Source organism: Rhodococcus sp. NPDC057297, from assembly GCF_042667435.1.
GTDB lineage: Bacteria > Actinomycetota > Actinomycetes > Mycobacteriales > Mycobacteriaceae > Rhodococcoides.
The window spans coordinates 1-3,270 of the sequence record NZ_JBHUZE010000021.1 but is presented as its reverse complement, the minus strand read 5'-3'; the positions used below and the strand labels follow the sequence as shown (position 1 = coordinate 3,270).

General features: G+C 64.0%; 1 protein-coding gene. It reads left to right on the top strand.

All coding sequences use genetic code 11. The features are described from left to right. Nucleotides 1-3,270: condensation domain-containing protein (locus ACFULT_RS27145; RefSeq protein ID WP_378483088.1), on the top strand; the 3,270-nt coding region annotated here is incomplete at both ends.

Here is a 3,270-nt window from a genome sequence, read left to right as displayed (position 1 = left end):
CTACATAGACCGACCCGGCTTCGACCACTTCACCCAATCCTTCGTCTTCACCACCCCACCCGACCTCACCACCGACACCCTCCACCGAATCCTCAACAGGATCGCCACAGCCCACCCCACGCTCGGCGCTCGCCTTAGCCGCACCGAAACCTGGGAGTTCACGCTTCCCTCCACAACGGTCGAATCGCCGATCCAATCGCTGACGACGTCGGACGGTTGGTCGAGTCCGCAATGGCTGACGACAGTCGACGACCTCGTCACCCAAATGTCCGATCAGATGGATCCGACGAACGGAATCCTCTGGCGCGCAATGTGGTGCACCACCTCCAGTGATGCCACCGGCCGTCTCGTCATGGTCATCCACCACCTCGCTGTCGACGGAGTCTCCTGGCGCATCCTTCAAGACGACCTCGCACACGCCTGGGCACTCGAAACCGGCGCCACCGAAGACGACCTGCTGCCGACCGGAACCTCCATCACCACCTGGACGCACGCACTGACCGAGCGCGCACGCGACCCCCACCTCACCGACCAACTCGAGCACTGGAACACCGTCGCCGACGCCACACACCCCCTCTTCGGCGAGCGGAGCGTCGACCCGGAGCGCGACACTCACGCCACAACCGGACAGATCGAGGTCACGGTTCCCGCCGACCTCACCGCTACCCTCATCGGCGACATCACCACCGTCCTCTCGGCGAGCGTCGAAGACATCCTGCTCGCCGCACTGGCCATCGCGACCAGCGGATGGCGCGCACGCCACGGCCTCGAACCACAACCGGTCACCATCGGCATGGAAGGCCACGGCCGCCAGGAAACCCTCGTCCCCGGAGCAGACCTCTCACGCTCGATCGGCTGGTTCACCACCTGGTACCCGATCCTCGCCGACCTCACCGACCTCGACCCGATCGACACACTCACCGACCCCCACCTCGCCGCCGACGCCGTACTACGCATCAAAGACACACTCGCACGCGTCCCGGACCGCGGCATCGGCTACGGCATACTCACCCACCTCAACACCGAAGCTGCTCTCCCACAGAACATTCCGGACATCGGATTCAACTACCTCGGAAACTTCACCAGCGGCACAGCTGGTGACCGCTCCTGGACCAGCGCCCCCGAAATCCCGGGCATCCGTGGACACGTGCCCGCAGAGCTTCCCGCCGCCGCAGTTGTCGACGCCAACATCGCCGCGGTGTCGGACGCCGACGGCGCGACCGCCTTCGACGGTTCCTTCGCCTACGCCGAGAAAATTCTCACCAGCGAACAAGCACACGAACTCGTCCAGTTGTGGACAGCTACGCTGCGATGCCTCGCCTCCTACACCGGCCGCAGCCGACGCTCACTGACCGACTTCACCGCCACCGGTCTCACCTACGACGACGTCACCGCATGGGAAGACCGTTACGGCGACCTCACCGACGTCCAACCACTGACACCACTCCAACACGGCATGGTCTTCGAATCCATGCTCGGCGCTGTGTCCGGTACCGACGTGTACCTCACCCACACTGCGGTGACGGTGACCGGACTGCTCGACTTGGACAGGCTCCGCATCGCCCTTGATCGACTCACGGACACACACCCCAACCTCAAGGCCGCGATCACACCCGCTGCGAACGGCGAATACGTCGCAGTGATTCCCACCGATGCCACCATCACTCTTTCGCATACCGATATCGATACGTACGACACGGACGCGATCGCGGCGATCATCGACGCAGACCGGACGATCCCGTTGGCGCTCGACGAGGCGCCGTTGATGCGCGTCACCGCGGTCACGACCGCAGCCGACCAGCACACCCTCATCCTGACCATCCACCACGCCATCACCGACGGCTGGTCCACCCCGCCATTGATCGCCACACTGCTCCGCGCCTACAACAACCCCACCACACCCGCACTCCCCGACACCACCTACCCGAGCTTCCTCCACTGGCTCACCCACCACGACCACACCACCTCACTCGACACCTGGACCACCGCCCTCGCCGACGTCACCGAACCCACCCTCATCACCACCACCACCAACACAGCCACCACCGACACAGCCACCACCGACACAGCACAACCGATCGAACTCACCCACACCATCGACCCCACCCTCACCCACCAACTACGCACACTCGCCCGCACCCACAGCACCACCCTCAACACCGTCATCCACACCGCCTGGGCACTGACCCTGAACGCCATCACCGGACAACCCACCATCACCTTCGGCACCACCGTCTCCGGACGACCCGCCCACATCGACGGCATCGAAAACGCCGTCGGCATGTTCCTCAACACCATCCCCACCCCCGCCCACCTCGGCCACAACCCCACCGTCGCCGAACTCCTCGACCAAATCCACCACCACAACACCACCGTCCTCGACCACCACCACACCCCACTACCGGACCTGCACCACCTCACCGGACTCCCCGCCCTCTTCGACACCCTCCTCGTCTACGAGAACTACCCCCTCGACGACAACACCACAACAGTGGACGACGACCTCACCGTCACCTCGGTCGACATCCACGACTCCACCCACTACCCCCTCACCCTCGGCATCCTGCCCACACCCACCCACATCACCATCGAACTCTCCTACCAACCACACCGCATCACCCACCACACCATCACCACCCTCACCACACTCCTCGACACCGCCCTACACACCCTCGCCACCGCACCCCACACCCGAATCGCCGCCATACCCCTACTCACCCACGCCGAACGAAAGCACATCTCCGCACTCTCTTCCGGTCCGGTTGTGGTGGTGGCGGATTCGACGTTGGATGAGTTGATTCGGCGTCAGACGAATACGTCTGCGGATGCGCTTGCGGTCGTCGACGACGACGGACAACAGTGGACCTATACAGATCTCGACTTCCACGCAAACGCACTGGCGCACATACTGATCGAACGTGGCGTGCAGGTCGGAGACCGCGTCGCAGTCATGCTCCCCCGCAGCGTCGACCTCGTCACCACACTGATCGCCGTCATCCGCGCCGGCGCAGCGTATGTCCCCATCGACCCCGACTACCCCAGCGAACGCATCACCCACATCCTCGACGACGCTTCTCCCACAGTGGTCATCACCGAAGATTTCCTCACCGACCCAGCAGTATCAGCACGCCTGACACACGGTGAAACCGCGGCACCGGTACTGACACGCACCCTCACCCCCGCCGACACCGCCTACGTCATCTTCACCTCCGGCACCACCGGACGCCCCAAAGGCGTCATGATCTCCCACCGAGCAATCATCAACCTCAT